This window comes from Paenibacillus sp. J31R98 (assembly GCF_056269245.1).
Genome location: NZ_JBWDNO010000004.1, coordinates 17800 through 34975, shown reverse-complemented (window position 1 = coordinate 34975; position 17176 = coordinate 17800). Strand labels below are relative to the sequence as shown.

General features: G+C 52.1%; 16 protein-coding genes. 4 read left to right on the top strand and 12 right to left on the bottom strand.

The features are described 5' to 3' along the window. The first annotated feature begins 161 nt into the window (after window positions 1–161). Window positions 162–1199 (top strand): ribonucleotide-diphosphate reductase subunit beta, encoded by a 1038-nt coding sequence (locus tag AC0YNX_RS16615; RefSeq protein WP_126018925.1) that lies wholly within the window; start codon window positions 162–164, stop codon window positions 1197–1199. A 437-nt stretch (window positions 1200–1636) separates the two neighbouring features. After that, window positions 1637–2377: a hypothetical protein gene (locus AC0YNX_RS16610; RefSeq protein WP_475816815.1), complete on the top strand. Its 741-nt coding sequence runs from the start codon at window positions 1637–1639 to the stop codon at window positions 2375–2377. Window positions 2378–2391: 14 nt separating this feature from the next. Here AC0YNX_RS16610 and AC0YNX_RS16605 read toward each other — a convergent pair whose 3' ends face one another. The 6 genes from AC0YNX_RS16605 to AC0YNX_RS16580 all read right to left on the bottom strand — a co-directional run bounded on the left by AC0YNX_RS16605 (window position 2392) and on the right by AC0YNX_RS16580 (window position 9144). After that, window positions 2392–2805, bottom strand: a complete 414-nt coding sequence (locus AC0YNX_RS16605; protein ID WP_475816814.1) for a gamma-glutamylcyclotransferase family protein — start codon at window positions 2803–2805, stop codon at window positions 2392–2394. A 25-nt stretch (window positions 2806–2830) separates the two neighbouring features. Further along, window positions 2831–4957, bottom strand: a complete 2127-nt coding sequence (locus AC0YNX_RS16600) for a bifunctional diguanylate cyclase/phosphodiesterase (RefSeq protein WP_475816813.1) — start codon at window positions 4955–4957, stop codon at window positions 2831–2833. Window positions 4958–5020: 63 nt separating this feature from the next. Then, window positions 5021–5818 carry a LamB/YcsF family protein gene (locus AC0YNX_RS16595; protein WP_475816812.1) on the bottom strand — a complete coding sequence of 266 codons (798 nt, stop codon included), beginning with the start codon at window positions 5816–5818 and terminating at the stop codon, window positions 5021–5023. Between the two features lie 28 nt (window positions 5819–5846). Further along, on the bottom strand, window positions 5847–6860 hold the full coding sequence (locus AC0YNX_RS16590; protein WP_475817227.1) for a 5-oxoprolinase subunit C family protein: 1014 nt from the start codon (window positions 6858–6860) through the stop codon (window positions 5847–5849). Window positions 6861–6878: 18 nt separating this feature from the next. Next, window positions 6879–7595: a 5-oxoprolinase subunit PxpB gene (pxpB, locus tag AC0YNX_RS16585; protein WP_475816811.1), complete on the bottom strand. Its 717-nt coding sequence runs from the start codon at window positions 7593–7595 to the stop codon at window positions 6879–6881. Window positions 7596–7746: 151 nt separating this feature from the next. Further along, window positions 7747–9144, bottom strand: coding sequence for a vWA domain-containing protein (locus AC0YNX_RS16580; RefSeq protein ID WP_475816810.1), 1398 nt, complete (start codon window positions 9142–9144; stop codon window positions 7747–7749). 159 nt (window positions 9145–9303) lie between these two features. Here AC0YNX_RS16580 and AC0YNX_RS16575 point away from each other — a divergent pair, with 159 nt between their 5' ends. Further along, complete coding sequence (locus AC0YNX_RS16575) at window positions 9304–9606, top strand: hypothetical protein (RefSeq protein WP_475816809.1); 303 nt, start codon at window positions 9304–9306, stop codon at window positions 9604–9606. Between the two features lie 136 nt (window positions 9607–9742). Here the strand turns inward: AC0YNX_RS16575 and AC0YNX_RS16570 are convergent, their stop codons facing one another. From AC0YNX_RS16570 to AC0YNX_RS16560, 3 genes are all read right to left on the bottom strand, one after another. Beyond that, window positions 9743–9946, bottom strand: a complete 204-nt coding sequence (locus tag AC0YNX_RS16570) for a hypothetical protein (RefSeq protein WP_475816808.1) — start codon at window positions 9944–9946, stop codon at window positions 9743–9745. A gap of 127 nt (window positions 9947–10073) precedes the next feature. Beyond that, window positions 10074–10349 (bottom strand): hypothetical protein, encoded by a 276-nt coding sequence (locus tag AC0YNX_RS16565; RefSeq protein WP_475816807.1) that lies wholly within the window; start codon window positions 10347–10349, stop codon window positions 10074–10076. Between the two features lie 181 nt (window positions 10350–10530). Continuing rightward, entirely contained in the window at window positions 10531–11109 is a 579-nt protein-coding gene (locus tag AC0YNX_RS16560) for a TetR/AcrR family transcriptional regulator (RefSeq protein ID WP_475816806.1), read from the bottom strand. Between the two features lie 265 nt (window positions 11110–11374). On the opposite strand from AC0YNX_RS16560, the gene AC0YNX_RS16555 reads away from it, so the two are divergent. After that, a complete protein-coding gene (locus tag AC0YNX_RS16555; RefSeq protein WP_475816805.1) occupies window positions 11375–14302 on the top strand; it encodes an MMPL family transporter in 2928 nt (975 codons plus the stop codon). An 82-nt stretch (window positions 14303–14384) separates the two neighbouring features. Here the strand turns inward: AC0YNX_RS16555 and AC0YNX_RS16550 are convergent, their stop codons facing one another. The 3 genes from AC0YNX_RS16550 to AC0YNX_RS16540 all read right to left on the bottom strand — a co-directional run bounded on the left by AC0YNX_RS16550 (window position 14385) and on the right by AC0YNX_RS16540 (window position 17064). Continuing rightward, window positions 14385–14990: a hypothetical protein gene (locus tag AC0YNX_RS16550; protein ID WP_475816804.1), complete on the bottom strand. Its 606-nt coding sequence runs from the start codon at window positions 14988–14990 to the stop codon at window positions 14385–14387. 156 nt (window positions 14991–15146) lie between these two features. Next, window positions 15147–15944 carry a phytanoyl-CoA dioxygenase family protein gene (locus AC0YNX_RS16545; RefSeq protein ID WP_475816803.1) on the bottom strand — a complete coding sequence of 266 codons (798 nt, stop codon included), beginning with the start codon at window positions 15942–15944 and terminating at the stop codon, window positions 15147–15149. A gap of 154 nt (window positions 15945–16098) precedes the next feature. Continuing rightward, window positions 16099–17064 (bottom strand): aldolase catalytic domain-containing protein, encoded by a 966-nt coding sequence (locus AC0YNX_RS16540; RefSeq protein WP_475816802.1) that lies wholly within the window; start codon window positions 17062–17064, stop codon window positions 16099–16101. Between the last annotated feature and the right edge of the window lie 112 nt (window positions 17065–17176).

Here is a 17176-nt window from a genome sequence, read left to right as displayed (position 1 = left end):
TTCGGATTATTTCTGATTGTATAAAACATTTATAGGTAATAATCCGACTACAAAGGCGACCGCTCCGCTTTTCCGATTCCATACTGCCCTTCAGGCACATTTTCAACGAGTTTATTAAACTAAGCAGCTACATGAGGAAGCAGAAGGAGGCAGCCCATTTTATGGATCTGCAGAAGAAGAAGCTTTTTAACGAAGAAGGCGACCGCGATTGGGGTAAACGCCGTATTATCGGTGGTAACACAACGAACCTGATCGAGCTCAACAACGTGAAATACGACTGGGCAACGAAGATGTACCGCACGATGATGAATAACTTCTGGATTCCAGAGGAAATTCCACTTGCCCAAGATGCGAAAGACTATAAGAACCTGTCGCTCTCCGAGCGTAACAGCTACGATAAAATCATCAGCTTCCTAATCTTCCTTGATTCGCTTCAAACAGCGAACCTGCCGAACATTAACGAATATATTACAGCGCCTGAGGTAAACCTGTGCTTAACCGTACAGGCGTTCCAAGAAGCTGTTCATAGCCAATCCTACTCGTACATTCTAGACAGCGTCGTCTCTCCTGAAGTACGTGATCAGATCTACAACTTGTGGCGTGAAGATAAAAACCTGCTCAAACGGAATCGTTTCATTACGGACCTGTATGAGAACTTTATCGCGAATCCATCGTCGCAAAACCTTCTTAAGACAATTATGGCGAACTACATTCTCGAAGGCATTTATTTCTACAGCGGCTTCAGCTTCTTCTACGCGCTTGGTCGTCAAGGTAAAATGCTCGGGACTGTGTCCGAAATTAAATATATTCAGCGCGATGAGCTTACTCATCTTGCTCTGTTCCAAGGTATCTTCCGTGAAGTTCGTAAGGAGAACCCGGAGCTGTTCACACCAGTTCTGATCGAAGAGCTGCGCCAAATGATGCGTACAGCTGTTGAGCATGAAATCGAGTGGGGCAAATACATTACAAATAACCAAATTCCTGGTTTGACAGACGAGATTATTGAGTCGTACATCAAGTTCCTCTCCAACGAACGTCTGCGCAAGCTGAACTTGGATATTCTTTATCCGGAAATCGTGGAGCACCCAATGAAATGGGTAGAGAGCTTCAGCAACATGAACGGCATGAAAACTGATTTCTTCGAACAAAAAGTAACCAATTACAGCAAATCGTCCAACCTCAACTGGGGCGACCTGTAGAACATACGAAGACTGCCGATTATTCACGGCAGTCTTTTTGATTTTTATGTGTACAATATGCTTGTTTCGGCTTCTTCGTGATACAATAAGGATAAGAGACTTTTGGGACTTGCGGGTCACAGGTCTTCTGTATTCACAACAAGAATGGACACCTCTATCACCTTTACATACTGAATCTGCAGCAATCCCCTCTGCTGACGGATTTATTCGCGCATATCGGGACAGACAAGGCAACATATGCGTAGGAATTGGTCTATTCTTCAACTCATCAATTGACCAAACTAATTACATCCTATAATCGAGTATCACACAACGTACTCATTCTGAACTGGACTTACGTCCAGCTGAGAAACTAGACCAGAGCCAATTCACGGTAAGTATCGCTTCCTTGTACACTGATTAATGGAAGAACACGTGAAGAAGGAGGGAAACTCATCATGTCCGAGAAAGTTTATGTGACCAATGCTGTTATTGTTATTGTGCTGCTCCTGTTAGCTCTGTTCGCTGGACTTGCATCAGGAACTCTTGCTTTCCGCAAGACGATGGAAAGCTTGAAACGCACCGCTCTTGTTACGCTAATTCTGCTCGCAACCATGACACTTCTTGCGATCGGCAAAATGATACTTCTGATCGCGACATATTCCTACCGTGAATGGTTCGTGCTTGATAATTTGCTTCTGTTCATCACTTTGATTGCCCTGCCGTCAGCGGCTATTGCCTTCTTCTCGCTCCCTCGCCTGATGGAATTAATTCATCTCCAGCCTAAGAACCGTGAAGAGACAGCTAACCGTACGAAACGCCGAGCGGCTTCTGAAGTCGCCCTCGTTGTACCCATTCAAGCTTTCGTCGTGGAAGCCTTGATCTATGCCGCGATTAATGTCTTTCCAATCGGCATGGAATACCGCAAACTGACCTTGCTAGTCGGTATGCTCATTCTGGCTTCGCCAGCGCTGCTGATTTGGCGTCAATCCATCCGTCGCAGAACAATTCATCGCGATGACGGAACAGCGGTCATTCATACGATCAAACGTGTCTTTATCTATACAATGGCCTGTGTGCTGCTCGCCTTCGGGATTATCCACACGATGAACAACGTAAAAACGCTCAGCGGGGCGGCTGAGCGTAGTGCAACAATACGTATAACGATGACTTCCACTTCGCCATCTATTAATGAATAAGAAGCAACGCCGCGTCAGATTTGCCCGTTCTTGCGGGCAAAGTAATCGGGCCAATAAGGCTCCTCAATTGCAAGGCAGCCACGCGGCGACTCCCATACATACACCCATCCGCTCTTAGCAGGCGAATCCACATCCTGTACCCAGACCCGTTCGTAGTCATTGTCCTCTTCGATACCTAGAAACTGCTCCAGCTCATCCATCCGTCTTAAACCGTTCTCATTCACCTCTACCCACAACCCGCGCACAATCATACTGCTCTCGCGCGCCTTATCATCACGGAGCAGTGCCGGATACGGTCCGTAATCAACAAGCCGCCCATGAATGACGCCAGGCTGCGAGGCGCGGATATAATCCGCCGCCACATGATGATTGCTATGCCCCGGCAATAATGAACCATAAATAAATACCGTTGTAAGTCGCTCCAGCATGCTTCAAAAACTCCTCGAGGCTAAGTTACGCGGACTGACTGCGGTGCCTGAACCAATTCTCAAACAAATTCGCCGGAATCGGCTTCGTAAAGTAAAACCCTTGCGCTTCCTCACAATTGCGATCGCGTAAGAACTTGATTTGCTCGTCATTCTCTACGCCCTCTGCGGTCACTTTCAACTTCAAATTCTTCGCCATCGTCGTAATTGTAGATACGATTGCAGCGTCGCTGCCGCCTTGCGATAAATCGCCGACAAACGAGCGATCAATCTTAAGCTTATCGATCGGGAACCGCTTCAAGGAGACAAGCGAGCTGTAGCCTGTACCGAAATCATCAATACTGATCTGCACACCAAGTTCCTTCAAGCTTGCCAGCGTCTCGGCGGCGAACTCGACGTCACTCGTCATGCTCTCGGTAATCTCAAGCTCGAGGAATTGAGGCGGCATTCCGGTTTGCACTAGAATCTCTTTAATTCTCTCCGCGAGCTGATGCTGCCTGAATTGGCGCATCGACAAGTTGACGGACATCATCATTGCCGGAAGTCCAGCTTCCTGCCAAGCAACATTTTGCTTGCATGCCGCCCGAAGCACCCACTCGCCGAGTTGGAGAATAAGTCCGTTCTCCTCGGTCAGCGGAATAAATTCGCCAGGCGGCAGCAGTCCGCGCTTGGGATGATTCCAACGGACAAGCGCTTCGACGCCAACCACTTTACCAGAGCTTAAATTAACGAGCGGCTGGTAAGCCAATGAGAATTGCTCCTGTTCGATTGCTCTGCGCAGATCGCTCTCCAGACGCAACCTGTCATGCGACTTCTGGTTCATCTCCGGCTCGTAGCTCGAATATTCGTTACGGTGCGCTTTGGCGCTATACATGGCGGTATCTGCGTTCTTCAGAAGCACTTCAACACTGTCGCCATCCTTCGGGAAGAAGGAAATGCCAAGACTGATCGTAATATGATATTCCGCATCGCCAAGAACGAAAGGTGCATCGAATAACCCCATGATTGCTTTTGCCTGCTTATCGACACGTTCATTCTCCGCTTCGTGAATATCCGGCATCAGCATAACAAACTCGTCTCCGCCCATCCGGAACAGATGTTTCTCCTTGCCTGCCGCATAGCGCAATCGCTCGGATACAGCGAGCAGCATTTGATCACCGAATGAATGTCCAAGCGCATCATTGACGTTCTTAAATCGGTCGATATCGAACAGAAACACAGCCAGTCGGCTATCGCTCACTCTAGCGCGCGCCAGCTCTTCGTCAAGCTTCTCTTTCAGCAGTCTACGGTTGGACAAGCCTGTCAATTCATCATGGTAAGCCAAATAATTAATGCGAGATTCGGACCGTTTCTCTTGTTTGAACGGCTCGTAGATAGTTACGTAATAGATCCCCTTCATTAGAAAATAGTAGCCAGCAAGCTTATAAAGATGACCGAATACTAAATCGCTGCCATGAAGATTAGTGCCTAGGATGAATTGCAGGTTCGCGATCATAAAGAATACGAGAGATTGAATGATCGTTAGAAGAGCTTGTGGGCGCTCCGTCCGATTCAAGTACAAGAGCATCGTAATGGTGCTTATGTAGGAGAAAATAATGACAAAATGAACAAGCACGCGAAGCAATTCAAGCGGCTTGCCACTGAGTACCGGTACCGAAGGCATTCCGGCAATGGAGTAATAGAATACAGCTAGTATTGCAGCAAGGCCTAGCGACAAGGCGAAGGCTGGCAAGCGCCTTGATGCTCGGATGGGCTCATCGTTCTTGCGGAATATAACAAACAAGCCGACTGCGCCGACTACCTGACCGGTGTCCGAGAACAGTGACGATAGGGTTGTCTCCCCTGCCGTCATATAGTAGGGCATTCCTTTCGAGGTCAACGCGTGCAATAGATCAAACAAGCCGATCGCACTAAATAAAGCGGCTGTGTACAGCCGATGTTTCGATAATGATTTGGCGAAAAATAACCAGCCGAGTACTAGCATCGTAAAGCAGATGGCAAAGCCGATAAATTCCATGCCAGAATGAACGAACAAATACGTCCGTTCTGGGATCGCCATATAGAGTTCACGATGAAAGCAACGCACAAGAATAAAGCTGAAGATGGCGACCAATGCCGTCCACATCGTTATTTTTTCCGCCCGGTTTATTGACATGATGTCCTCCTTCAAAAAAAAGCCACTGCTGTCTGCATGTCTGTCGCGAATGAATCCATATTCTTAGTAAGCATGCGGCGGTCGAAGTTCAACACCGGCGCCTTCCAAGCCATGGCGCAGCATCGCGGCAAACTCGGCGGCATGCGGACCGTCACCGTGCAGGCAGACAGTATCTCCCTGTACGGTCGTCTCTTGTCCTGATGTTGTCTTGACCTTGCCATGGGTTAGAATGGTGAGTGTTTGCGCCAGCGCAGCCTCAGCCGTCGTAAGCAACGCGCCCGGCATGTCTCGCGGCGTCAGCTTGCCATCATGCTGATAGGTGCGATCGGCAAACACTTCGGATGCACGAAGCATCCCCTGCTTGTCCGCCGCTGCCAGCAGCTCGCTTCCCCATTGCCCGAATATCAATAAAGAAGCATCGAACGATCTCACGGCGCGCACGAATGCCTCCGCAAGGGCAGGGTTGCGGCCGGCCATATGATAGAGTGCGCCATGCGGCTTCACGTGTCGCAGCGTGCCGCCGGTGATGCTGTGAACGAAAGCTTGCAGCGCTCCGATTTGGTAGAGCGTAAAGTCGTAAACCTCCTGCGGGCTGACTGCCATCTCCCGGCGGCCGAAGCCGAGCCGGTCAGGCAAGCCCGGATGCGCGCCGATGGCAACGCCCGCTTCCGCGGCCCGTTCCACCGCTTCTCGCATCGTGTGCGGATCGCCGGCATGGAAACCACAGGCGATATTCACGGAGGTTACATGCTCAAGGAGCGCCGCATCTTGACCAAATGTATAGGCGCCATAGCCTTCGCCAAAATCACAGTTCAAATCAATGCTTCTCTTCGCGTGAATCATACCTGTATCAATAGTCATATCGGCAACTGGCGCTCCATTCTTTACCTCAAATATGGTGGAAGCGGCTGCGCAGCCGGATGGCTGCGGCTAACAGCCGCATCTCGCGTTCTTGGTCCAGCAGAATTCGCTGCGCCTCGCCTAATGTCACTTCTGTAAATGTCAGCCAATCGCCAGGCCTGCACTGCGCAAGCACAGGCAAATCGGCGCTGATGACGTGCGCAATCTTCGGATAGCCGCCGGTCGTCTGACAATCGGCGGCTAATATTATCGGCGTCCCGCCATGCGGCACTTGCACCGTGCCGGCGATGACGCCATGGGACAGCAGTTCTGCGCTGTCCGAGGTTTCAAGAGGGGGTCCATCTAGGCGGACCCCCATTCGGTCCGAGGCGGGAGCTACGCGGTAGCGCTCCCGCATGAACGCCGTACGGTCCGCTTCGCGGAAATGCCCGTACTCGGCGCCGGGCACCACGCGAAGCGCCGTGGTGCCTGCCGTGCTGCTGCTGTGCGAAGCTAGCAGCGGCGTTCGCGGCGGAGCCGCGAACCAGGCCGGGGCCGCCCAGTTCGGGCGGCGGCCCTCGGCCGCGCGTGCGCGCCCTGCGGCGACGGCTTCGCTGCCGCAGGGGAGCAAGTCGCCGCTGCGCAGCTGGCGGCCCGCGAATCCGCCGATGGCAGCGCGCGTGTCCGTGCTGCGGCTGCCGAGCGCCAGCTCTGCGTCAATGCCGCCGGCAACGGCGACGTAAGCGCGGCAGCCGCTGGCCGCTTGGCTGAAGGCGATGACCGTGCCTGCTGCGGCCCATACTGGCCGCCACTGCGGCAGCGGCTCGCCGTCAATCGTCGGCGCCATATCCGCGCCGGTCACTGCGAGCAGCATATCCTGCTCAAGCCGCAGCTGCGGCCCGCTTAGCGTCAGTTCAAGCCCGGCTGCGCCTTCGGCATTGCCGACAAGCAAATTCGCAATCCGCAGCGCGATGCGGTCCATCGCGCCGCCCTCCGGTATGCCGCCTTGGCGCCAGCCGGGACGCCCCAAATCTTGCACCGTCGTATGGAAGCCCGGTCTCATGACAGTTATCGTCATAGCTTATTCTCCCAGATCATGCGATCCCTCAGCGATAGGAACGAATCGAACGACATCCCCCATCCGAAGCAATATCGGCTCCTCACGTTTCGGATCAAACAAAGCAATCGGCGTGCGGCCAATCAGCTGCCAGCCGCCCGGAGTAGCCAGCGGATAAACGCCGGTTTGCCCGCCAGCGATGCCGACAGCTCCAGCCGGAACAGCGCTTCGCGGCGAGGATCGTCGGGGCTGGCTTAGCTCCGGCGGCAATCCCGTCAAATACGGAAAACCCGGCATGAAGCCAATCATCGCCACACGGTACACCGCTTCGGCATGCCGCTTAATGAACTCATCTTCGCTCATTCCAGATCGTTCCGCACACTGCGTCAGGTCAGGACCATCCATTTTGCCATAATAAACGGGAATTTCGAGGATACGCGTCTCGGAATGTATAGCTTGTGTAAGCTGGTGATTCTGCACCTGTACAATCGCCCGTACCTCGGCAGCCGCCTCTTCATACAAGAGCTGCAGAGGATCATAAACGACGGTAACCGTCGTATACGCCGGAACTACATCTATAATCCAGCTTCGCCTTACCGCTCGAAGCAGTTCCGCAATCGCTGCGCATTGCTGCCATGCTGGCTGATTCTCAAATTGAAGTGGCAGCTGAATGACGAGCGCGCGATCGCCAAGCGGTATTATGCTACTATTGCTCCCATCCGCCGATATCACAAAATTCACCAATTTTCTCAAAATTTCAACATTGCAAATATAAGTTGGAAGGTAATTCCGCCTATCTTATTACCCTCTAGTTTGTACCATTGCAGCCCTCTTTGTCCAGCATGACTTTAACACTTCGCTAAAACATTTTCCGACAAAAGGAGCCTATCTTCTACGAAGTATACCGATTGATCACATCGACGAGCAGATCGTTCAGCACTTTCACTTCAAATTCGCCTACAGCCGGCTTCAAATGATCGTTTCCAATGCCGCTGTGATCGGTCAAGAACAAGTAAGTACCGCCCGTCGCAGCCGCAATAAACCGCATAAGATACTCCGTGCTGACATCCACGCCGCTTGAAGCGACCGGGATTATCCGAATGCCTTCGGCAGCAGCAGTCTCAATCAGCTCATGCATGTGCTTCGTTACTTTACGGTCATGATGAGGCGGGGCGTCCAGCACGAGGAACAAGAGGCGCGCTCTGGCGTCATTGCTCCACTTGTGTTCATTGATTGCGTTATCCAGTGCTTGATCGACCGCTTCCGGAAAATCTCCGCCGCCTGCCGCTTTCTGCTGTCCGAGCTGCTTTACAACTTCATCAATATCGCCCGTAAAAGGGAAATCACGCACAACGTAGGAATCATACTTATCCCGGTAAAAGTTCGCACTCACACGGATATCCAGCTGCTGTCCGTTGTCCTCGCCGACACGCTTGACGACGTCCTTCAGTTCTGTTTTGAGATAGTTCAGCTCATCCTCCATCGAACCCGTCGTATCTACGACGAGCATCAGATCAAGCGCAGTCGGGATTTTGGCTGTTTCGTCGAGATCGATTTTCAAAGCAGAATCTCTTGGAATCGGCACATTCTCGTACCGTTTCTCGCTGTTGCCGGATTGCACAACCACCCCGTAAGTGTCCTCCGTCCCTTGCTCATCAAACAAGCCTGCAAAAGCATACGCTTCCCCGTCCATATTCGTGCGAGCTTCCCAGACTGTCTCTCCGTCTTCATCCACGATGCTGACATCCGCATCAGGGACGGGCTTGCCGTTACCCGTTACGACCACTTCCAGCCGATTCTCCGGGAACATCGACCAGTACGACTCGTTATCCGCTCCTTCATTACCCTGAAGCAGCTTCTTCCACTTCTTCCACTCACTTAGATCATCCCATTCCCCTGCTGTTAATTGGCCTGGTTGCGAGCTGTCGTATTGCGAGTTGCCCGTTTCTTCATGTGAATCCTTCGAATCTGAACGATCTTCGTCTGCTGCAGGTTTGTTGTCTGGTGATGCTGTGCTGTCCGAGGAGTTGTCAGATTTGCTGGAGTTGGATGAGGTGCTGCTGTCGTTGGTTGTGCTTTCTGAACTGTTTGCACCTGAGGTGTCGGAGGCTGTATCGTCCGCCGCCGTGTTCGAAGTGTTAGCGTTATTGCTTTGGTTGTTGTTGCCGGAAGAGCATCCCGACATAAGCATAATGAGTGCGGTGGCCACTAGCAGGCCTGCTTTGATTTTAGCTGCGCGTTTCTCGCTTTTTTCTCTCTTTGGTTTGAGTCGCTTCGCTTGTTGATGCATTTCAATTCCCCCTTGAGTGGCAAGTTAAGCCGCCTAATATTTGTAAAAGGCACCTTATTACTTTCGACGAGTACCCAAGAGCAATTGTTGCAATATCGGAGGGGGGACATTACAATCGGGAGAAGATTATTTTTGCGAGTAGAAAGGAGGCTTGCCGACTTGGAAACGTATCATTTGGCGGAGCTTAGCATCACTTATAACGAGATCACGACGCGGCTTGCCTTCACGGCTGCCCAGCTTGTTGTCGTCACGGAGACGGGCTTTAAGCTGTGGTATATCGAGATCGACGGGATGACGCAGACCTCGTTGCTTCAGATGTTCAACGAATCCGAGCAAATCGGCGTTGCGCTTGCGGGGATCACTGCAGGAGGCAAGCCGTTCAATGCATACGGCTACTTCCATCCCAACGTCCAGCACCACGCAGCAGCGATCCGCGGCGATGGGGAGTTGGCTGGGTTTTAAAAAAGAGTGCAGGAGGGCACGCGTTAGGGTGCCTCTCTTGTGCTTTTTTTGTTCGTGCGTAGCGTTGGAGGGGGCGTGAGGGGTAACCGCTACTCCTCTTGGGTTGGTTTTGCTGGTTTTTTGCTCAAGAAGGGTACTAGTTACTCTTTATGTAGTCCACCAAACCAGCTACTTTCTCACTTTCCACCTGATTTCCACCAATGTAGTCCACCAAACCAGCTACTTTCTCACTTTCCACTGGATTTCCACCAATGTGGTCCACCAAACCAGCTACTTTCTCAATTTCCGCCGGATTTCCGCCAATGTGGTCCACCAAACCAGCTACTTTACCTATTTCCACCGGATGTCCACCTATGTAGTCCAACTAACCAGCTACTTCCCTTCATTCCATACTACTTCCTTCGAAGAGAAGCACCAAGGGAAACTCTTTCTGCTTTCTAGTCCCCGCCACTGTGTAACCCTACGGGTTACTCTTTCACCGATTCCACCGCTTTCCCACCAATGTAGATACCTGGAGGACTCTCTTTCTCCATTTCCGCTACTTTCCCACCAATGTAGATACCTGGAGGATACTCTTTCACCGATTCCACCGCTTTTCCACCAATGTAGATACCTGGAGGATACTCTTTCGCCGATTCCACCACTCTCCCACCGATGTAGATACCTGGAGGATACTCTTTCGCCGATTCCACCTCTTTTCCGCCACTGTGTGTCCCTACGGGATACTCTTTCACCGTTTCCACCAATTTCCCACCCCGGAGAACTCTCTTTTTCAACAGCCGCCACCTACCCACCAAAACAAAAAACACCGACCCCATCCCTACGAGGGATGAAGCCGATGTTTATGACTCACATCAGTACTATCAATCACATTTCCGCTCTTGCTCTCTTTGCCCACTATGACTCTCAAGCTCATTACTACCGCTACACCGTTATCCCTTTAAAGAACAACTCAAACGCCATCGCCATCCGATTATCGAGCGGCTCGTCGGTTTCCTCCATCGACCAGATGATGAGTGTGCCGAAGTAGGATTGGAACGCCTGCTGGGCGATCATCTCGGCGGGCATATCGCGGCGAAGCTCGCCATTATCTTGACCTTGCCGGATAAGTGGAAGTAGCACTTCCTTGAGTGAGTCGAGTAACCGGTTGTGCGTCTCCAGCTGGCGTTGGCTGCCGAACATCGCTTGGAAGAGAGCACGCGTCAGTGTCTTGCTCAGCTCAAACTCCTTCACGAGCTGGAAGATCAATAGCTGAAACCGCGGCACGAGCGGACCCGACTGGTCCTTCAGCTTCTCCACTTCATTCATGGCGAATACCGCCTGCAAATCACATATAAGCTCATCCTTCGATGAGAAATAGTTGAAAAAGGTTCCTTTGGCTACGCCGGCCTGCTTCGCAATCTCTTCGACTGTCGTCGCTTCATAGCCATGGTCAGCGATCAAATCAAGCGCCGCTTCCTTGATGCGTAGGCGCGTCTGTTCCTTCTTGAGCTCGCGCTTCATCGTTCGTTCCTCCGTCATTTCTGCGTTCTACTCTATTTTTATTGTAGCATAGCCCCTACCTACCGTAAACATTACATGACCGACAGTCCAACTTTACACATAACCACTATGCCATTAGCTTACAACATATGCTCTTTAACACCCGATTTTCCTGCAAAATAACTTTGTGAAATAATTATGACCGACAGTCCAAAATATTGACTTCCGTTTTCCAGTTGCGCTATAACTAAACATAAGGAATACGAATTCAAGGAGGAATTCAGAAATGACAGAACGATTAATCCGCGGACTTGCCAAAGCCAAGTGGGCGATTATTATCGGCTGGCTCGTCATTACGGTCGTCTCCGTGCTGACGCTGCCGAATTTGCAAGACATCGTCCGCCAAACGGAGCAGAAGTTTATCCCGGCCGATTCCGAATCGGTCGTCGCGAAGCAGCTGCTTGAGCGGATCAATCCGGAGACAACGGTGAAATCAAGCGCCATTATCGTCTTTTCACGCGAAAAGGGACTCACCGAGCAGGATCGCAGCTGGCTGAAGGCCAAAGTCGATGAGCTCTCCAAGCTGAAGGCGGATCAAGGCTTCAAGTCGGTGCAATCCGCCTATGAAACGCCGGAGCTCGCCTCCAAGTTCCGAAGCAAAGACGGTACGACAGAGCTCGTCATCGTCGGCTTCACGAATGCGGATAACGACACGCTAACTCAAGATGCGGTCGATATTCTAGCCGCCAAAGTCGAAGGCGCCCCAAGCGGCACCAAGGTTGAGCTGACGGGCAGCGCACCGATCGGGAAAGATTTTCAGAGCAGCTCGGAGGAAGGCCTGAAGAAGACGGAGCTCCTCACCGTCGTTCTTGTTCTCGTCATTCTGCTCATTGTCTTCCGTTCGCCGGTTGCGCCGTTCATCCCGCTTATTACGATCGGTCTATCGCTCGTGATTACGACGGGACTTGTAGCTGCGGCGACGCATCTCGGCATGCCAGTCTCCTCCTTCACCCAATCGTTCCTGATTGCGGTCATGTTCGGAGCAGGCACGGACTACTGTATTCTGCTCATTCAGCGGTTCCGCGAGGAGCTCGGCCATGACGGCGACAGAGTGGAAGCGCTCGTCAGAACGATGCGGACAGTCGGCAAAACAGTTGCTTACTCGGCAAGCACGGTGTTCGTAGCTTTCTTCCTGATCGGCTTCGCCCAGTTCGGACTTTACCAGTCGGCAGTCGGCGTAGCGATCGGCGTAGCAGTTACGCTTATTGCAGGCTTAACATTGACGCCTGCGCTCTTGATGGTGTTTGGCAAAGCGACATTTTGGCCTTCCAAATCTGCAGGCCAAGGTCACGGTGAATCGAAGCTGTGGAAAGGAATGGCGTCCCTTGCTGCACGGAGGCCTGTTGCCATTCTGCTCGTAACCGTACTGCTGCTAACGCCTCTTACGCTGCTGTACCATAACAAGCGATCCTTCGACGATCTCGCCGAAATCGATCCGAAGCTCGGTTCGGTTCAAGGATTCCGCCAAGTCGAGCATTCCTTCGGCTCGGGAGAAGTGTTCCCGCTGTCCGTTGCGCTGACTTCGTCCGAGTCCATGCGAACGCCGACAGCACTGGCTGCGCTTGAAACCGCAAGCGCGAGCGTCGCGAAGCTAAGCGGCGTCAAGGAAGTGCGCAGCGCCGTTCGTCCTCTCGGCGAGCAGCTGAAGGATCTGACCGTATCGGACCAGTTGACCAAAACAACGGACGCGCTTCAGCAGATGAAAGACGGCGTCGACAAAGTCGCAGGCGGCCTGCAAACTGCCAGTGGTTCGCTCGACAGCGGCCAAAGCGACGTCCAGAAGCTGACGGACGGACTTCGTACGATGGCGTCCAAAACAACCGAAGCACAGAGAGGGCTGCAGAAAATATACGGAGGCCTCGAGCAAGCGTCCACCGGAGCAGGAAGCATCGAAGGCGGGCTAAAGCAAAGTACCGCCGTCTCGGATTCGATGAGCAGCAACCTGCAAGCGCTCCTGAAGAAGTATCCTGAGCTGGCTAAAGAACCAGAGATGCAACAACTGCTCGGCAAGCAAAAGGGGCTCTCAGGCGGCTTGCATCAATTACAGAGCGGAGCAAGCCAATTATCGTCAAGCTTCAAGAAGCTGAATCCCGGCGTGCAATCCGTCACAAGCGGCCTCGGTCAGCTAGCAGCCGGTCAGAATGATGCGGCAGATGGAACCGCAAAGCTCGGCGGCGGCCTCAAATCGCTGACGAGCGGCCTGAAGGACGGTGCGAAAGGACTTGGTGATGTTTCGAATGGTCTCACGACCGTCAGCGATGCACAGAAGTCCATTGGAGATAGCCAAATTCCAGGCTGGAATCTGCCTCAGACAGCGCTTGATACGCCAGAGATGCAGCAAGCGCTTGACTACTACATCTCAAAGGATGGCAAGACTGCGAAGCTCGATGTCGTGCTTGCCGTGAATCCTTATTCGCCGGAAGCGCTGACGACCGTGGAGCAAATCCGCGATGCGCTTCACAGCAGTCTCGATGGCGGTTCCATCACAGGAGCAAAACTGTATATTTCCGGCACATCGGCTCAGATTAATGAGCTGAAGGACATCTCGAAGAAAGACTTTACGAGAACAGGCTCGTTCGTGCTGATCGGTATATTCATCGTGCTGATGATTCTGCTCCGATCGATTATAGCGCCGCTCTACGTGCTGCTGTCGCTTGGCTTTAACTTCCTCGTGACGATGGGGATCGTAGAATTCATCTTCGTTGATCTGCTTGGCAAAGAAGGGCTGTCGTGGAGCGCATCGTTCTTCGTCTTCCTCATCATCGTGGCGCTTGGCGTTGACTACAGCATCTTCCTCATGGCAAGGTTCAAGGAAGAGTATCGACCGCGCGGTGTTACGTACGCGATGACGAAGGCGATGTCGACGACCGGAGGCGTTATTATCTCGGCAGCCGTCATCATGGGCGGCACATTCGCTGCGCTGATGCTCTCAGGCGTCAACACGCTGCTGCAGATCGGTGCGGGTATCGTAATCGGACTGATCCTCTACGCGACGGTGTTCATGGGACTCGTCGTTCCAGCCCTCGCGAATCTGTTCGGCGAAGCGAACTGGTGGCCATTCCGCAAGATGACCGTAGAGCTGCAAACAGAAACAGAAACGGATGCGAAGCCAGAAGTAAAAGCAAAACCGAAGCAAGCCCCGGAGCTAATATAGACTTATATACAAATGAAAAAGGACCTCAACATCACGCAGATACCGTGTTGTTGAGGTCCTTCTTATTTGAGAGCAAACTTATTTAAGCTTCCAATACTTGTCGAGCCGCATCGTAGGTATAGGCAAACAGCTCGATCAGCTCCAGATGCTGCACGTATTCAATCGCGCTTCTGGTCTCCTCTGAGCTTGCTCCTCTCTCCTGCAGCGCAACCATGCTCGTGAACGCATTCGGATTCCAGCGAACCTGCTGCTTCATATGAAGCAAAGCATCACGCACCTGTCCGTCCGGCAGATCGCCAAGTACGACGCTGTGCTGAATCCAATCCGCTACTCGCGCTTGCAGCTTCTCCATCGCCGGGTGAGCGCCCGCTTGGCTGAACCAGTAGTTCGCGTTCGAGTAATCGCCTTCCATTCGATGCATAATGCCGTGCCAATAAGCGCCTGTCGCGTCATCCTCAATCTCCTGCGACTGCGAATGCGACGCGTCCAAATTATCATTGAGCAGATACAGCCCTGCCCGAAGCGCAATAAGCGCAGCTTCGGCAGCTCTCGTCCTTAATGTTGTTTCAAGCGGCAAGTCCGCAATTGGATAATCAAGCTCCGGGTCCCACGGATGTTTCGGCGACAAGGCCGACAGCGTATGGCGTGCTTCCAAACGCTCTTTGATTAGCGCTAGTGTATTCTCCATGTAACAGCCACTCCCTCTCAAGTTCAGTAACGCCAATCAAGGTATAGAATGGACTTTATTGTAATGGAAGCCCTACCAAATTTCAATACGGACGAGCAAAAGAGCTGAATCATATAAAAACAGCACGGAATTTCTCCGTGCTGTGCTTCGATTCATTCAACCGTAAGGCCCGCGCGGATGAAAGCCCATCAGCCGTTTCAGCCTCGGATTCCCCTCCACAAGGTCGATCACTTCCCGCGGCATCACATAATTGATGAAAGGATAGAAGCGCTGCGACACCCATCGTCTCCCGTATGTGACTTGCTGGACTTGCCGGACCCGGTCGCTTTCATTTTTGGCGCCGCGATGCCAGGTTTGGCCGTTGAAGTAAAGCACATCGCCCTTGCGTGCCAGAATGGAGACTGGTCCTTGGCCGTTATAGTACGGGGTATCCTTCGGAGAATCTGGATGCCTTCCGCTGCGATGACTTCCCGGCACAAGCTGTGTCGGTCCCATATCTTCCGTTACATCTGTCAAGTAGTACATGGCAGTGAACATGAAGCACGGCATCATAATGCGCGGATCGAGCTCCACTTCCTCCGGGATCGGGAAGAACAGATCTTCATCCACATGCCAGAAATCAATCCCAGTGCCTGGCGTCGTATAGAGCGCATTGTTCGAGAACATGTGGCAATTCTTGCCGAGCACAGCCTCTGCAAACTCCACGGTTGGCGACTTATTGATCAACTGGAGGAAGCTATCGCCCCGCTCGAACATTTTGGTTCTCAGATTGGCACCGTACCCGTCCGGCTCCGTCGTCTCGAAGATGCGCTGATGCGCCCGCTGAAGCTCATCCGCTTCCTCTTCGCTAAGAGCGTTCCGTACCAGTGTGAAGCCATCCCGGTAAAACTCCTCGATGTGCTGATGCAAATCGATGGAGCCTAAGCTTGTCCCAGGCTTGTTTGCGTCGACCATATGTACTCTGACCTCCAGATCAAGGTTTGCTTGTTCGGATTCATTTTCACTATTACGTGTATGTTGGAAGCGAGCAAAGCATGACCGTGCACAAAAAAGACGGCAAAAGGTTGTTCGCCTTCTGCCGTCTCTAAGTTCGTTAGGTGTGACTCGATTATTTGCTGTGCAATACTTCTGGAGTCGTCAGTTTATCGTAGAAATCAACTGATTTGTCCTTATCCGCGGAATCGCGAAGCGCCATCGCCGAGCGAGGGTGCTCGTCCAGCATGCCTGTAATCATGTAAGGGATAATATAGCCCCACTCTTCTTTCTCACGGAGCGGAATCATATATTTCTCGATCATGTCCAGCACTGGACGCACGTTGTACTTCGTATTCTTCAGATGTGCAACGAGCAGCTCAGTCGGGCAGTTGCCTGCTGCGCGGCCCATGCCGTATACGGAAGCGTCGAGGAACTCTACGCCCTTCTCAACGGAGATAAGCGTGTTCGCGAATGCCAGCTGCATATTGTTGTGCGTGTGCACGCCAAGACGCTTGCTCGGCAAGTATTTCTGGAACTTGCTTACCAGGTAGTTGAAGTCATTCGGATCCAAGCTGCCATAGGAGTCTACAACATAAACCACGTCTACGACACTTGCTTCGATCAGTTCGAACGCTTCAAGCAACTGGTTCTCCATAACATTGGAGAGCGCCATAATGTTGAGTGTTGTCTCATAGCCACGCTCGTGGAATACATTCACAAGCTCAAGCGCCTTAGGCACGTCTTGAATGTAGCACGCTACACGGATCAGATCGAGCATGCTCTCTTCACGAGGCAAAATATCATTCTCATCTACACGGCCGATATCGACAAGCGCCGACAGCTTCGTGTTCAGCTTCTGCGGAATCACTTTACGCAGGAAGTCATCGTCCAGGAAACGCCATGGGCCTGCGCCTTCAGCGCCTTTGAGCAGCTTCGGCGAGTTTTTGTAGCCGATTTCCATATACTCAACGCCAGCTTCATTCAACGAATTGTATAAGTGCTGAACGAACTCTACGCTGAAATCCCAGTTATTGACGAGTCCGCCATCGCGGATCGTACAGTCGACGATTTTACAGTTACTTTTCTTCGAAGCATTCATAGCACGATAGTCTCCTTTGCAGCCAGAACTTGTCTTTTCTAATCATAATACTTGATATTGGCTATGAACGCAAAGTCAATTTGTCAGATTTGCACGAATTATTAGCATGAAC

Bases quoted from the DNA above. Each gene is read 5' to 3' on its own strand.
- AC0YNX_RS16615 (WP_126018925.1), top strand. From the start codon at position 162: ATGGATCTGCAGAAGAAGAAGCTTTTTAACGAAGAAGGCGACCGCGAT.
- AC0YNX_RS16600 (WP_475816813.1), bottom strand. From the start codon at position 4,957: ATGTCAATAAACCGGGCGGAAAAAATAACGATGTGGACGGCATTGGTC.
- AC0YNX_RS16540 (WP_475816802.1), bottom strand. From the start codon at position 17,064: ATGAATGCTTCGAAGAAAAGTAACTGTAAAATCGTCGACTGTACGATC.
- AC0YNX_RS16555 (WP_475816805.1), top strand. From the start codon at position 11,375: ATGACAGAACGATTAATCCGCGGACTTGCCAAAGCCAAGTGGGCGATT.
- AC0YNX_RS16560 (WP_475816806.1), bottom strand. From the start codon at position 11,109: ATGAAGCGCGAGCTCAAGAAGGAACAGACGCGCCTACGCATCAAGGAA.
- AC0YNX_RS16590 (WP_475817227.1), bottom strand. From the start codon at position 6,860: ATGAGACCGGGCTTCCATACGACGGTGCAAGATTTGGGGCGTCCCGGC.
- AC0YNX_RS16605 (WP_475816814.1), bottom strand. From the start codon at position 2,805: ATGCTGGAGCGACTTACAACGGTATTTATTTATGGTTCATTATTGCCG.
- AC0YNX_RS16550 (WP_475816804.1), bottom strand. From the start codon at position 14,990: ATGGAGAATACACTAGCGCTAATCAAAGAGCGTTTGGAAGCACGCCAT.
- AC0YNX_RS16580 (WP_475816810.1), bottom strand. From the start codon at position 9,144: ATGCATCAACAAGCGAAGCGACTCAAACCAAAGAGAGAAAAAAGCGAG.
- AC0YNX_RS16545 (WP_475816803.1), bottom strand. From the start codon at position 15,944: ATGGTCGACGCAAACAAGCCTGGGACAAGCTTAGGCTCCATCGATTTG.
- AC0YNX_RS16595 (WP_475816812.1), bottom strand. From the start codon at position 5,818: ATGACTATTGATACAGGTATGATTCACGCGAAGAGAAGCATTGATTTG.
- AC0YNX_RS16610 (WP_475816815.1), top strand. From the start codon at position 1,637: ATGTCCGAGAAAGTTTATGTGACCAATGCTGTTATTGTTATTGTGCTG.